Annotated in this window: 1 protein-coding gene; it reads right to left on the bottom strand. The window is 37.1% G+C overall.

Annotation, left to right across the window (positions count from 1 at the left end; genetic code table 11):
* On the bottom strand, positions 1-676 hold a 676-nt coding region (locus GOU96_RS17670), incomplete at its 3' end, for an EAL domain-containing protein (RefSeq protein WP_324702083.1).
* Positions 677-1144 lie beyond the last annotated feature (468 nt).

Below are 1144 nucleotides of genomic sequence, written 5' to 3'. Positions count from 1 at the left end.
CCTTATTTAACAAGCGCCAATTAAAGCCTTGGCTAAAATCTGATCCTGCATACACCGACAAGTCTTGCAGATACTCATCCTCCACCCCTTCTAGCGTCACTTTGCCTGCATAACATTTGCAGCAATGCACTAAGGCGCAGAGTTGCTCTTGCGAACTGCGCCAGACAATCTCTTTATCGATCTTGACCCCATCCCAAGGTAAGTCCAGTAACAAGCTGACTGTCGCATTATTGACGCCGTGATCATCCAACCATATTTCATGACCAAAAGATTGAATTATTTTAAAGGCGTTTTTTAATTTAATTAGCTGTTCTGCATCACATTCAAAACCATTAATCTCAAAGGCAAATTTAACCCATTTTATTTTTTTAGCCAACTTTATAAAATCGGCATTAAATAGCGTTTTGTAATGAATATTCACATGTACACGCAGGTTATCACCTTTATTACTGACCGATAAAAGATCAGCAATCTGGTTCATTTGAATGCAGCTAACTTTTGTCACATCAGAGGCCGAAAGGGTTCCGAAGAAGCTGTCCACGCAATCAATGGCGATACTTCGTGAAAGTAATTCAAAAGAACTGACTTTCTTAGTCCTATTTTCAATTATTGGTTGCGCGATGACTCCGAACTCCATTTCTCTATATTTATATTTAAAGAGAACGTTGTTTAACATTTATAATTATCTTCGTTTTATATAAGGGCATTTTAAATAACATCCCGCAGATGCTAGGGAAGGTATACCATAACGAAAATTCGATGTAAAACGAGGTGAATAAGCATACATTTGATGTGGAACGTAATGCTGACAATATTCCGTCATTTTATTTCATACGATGTTTTGATAACACATAATGTATTACAATAAAGCGCTATAAATAGAACTCATCGTTTATTTTTTAGGCGAAATATATTTCTCATTTTTTTGAACTTGAGCATACAGAACAATCAATACCACACACAATAGTGCTTGACTAATGGCAGCAAAGCGTAAACATAAAATTACACACTAAGTGTCACTTATGACTTGCGTGACGTCTGCCAGCGAACCAATCCGAATTTCCCCCGCACGATTAAATTTGCTTTTATCACTCAACAACAATGATTGTGATGCGCGCTTAAGCAGCAAAGATTTAAAATCGGC

The sequence above is a fragment of the Vibrio sp. R-1 genome (assembly GCF_035615595.1).
Lineage (GTDB): Bacteria > Pseudomonadota > Gammaproteobacteria > Enterobacterales > Vibrionaceae > Vibrio > Vibrio cholerae.
Note: the sequence above shows the minus strand (reverse complement) of the source record. Positions and strands in the feature narration are given on the sequence as shown.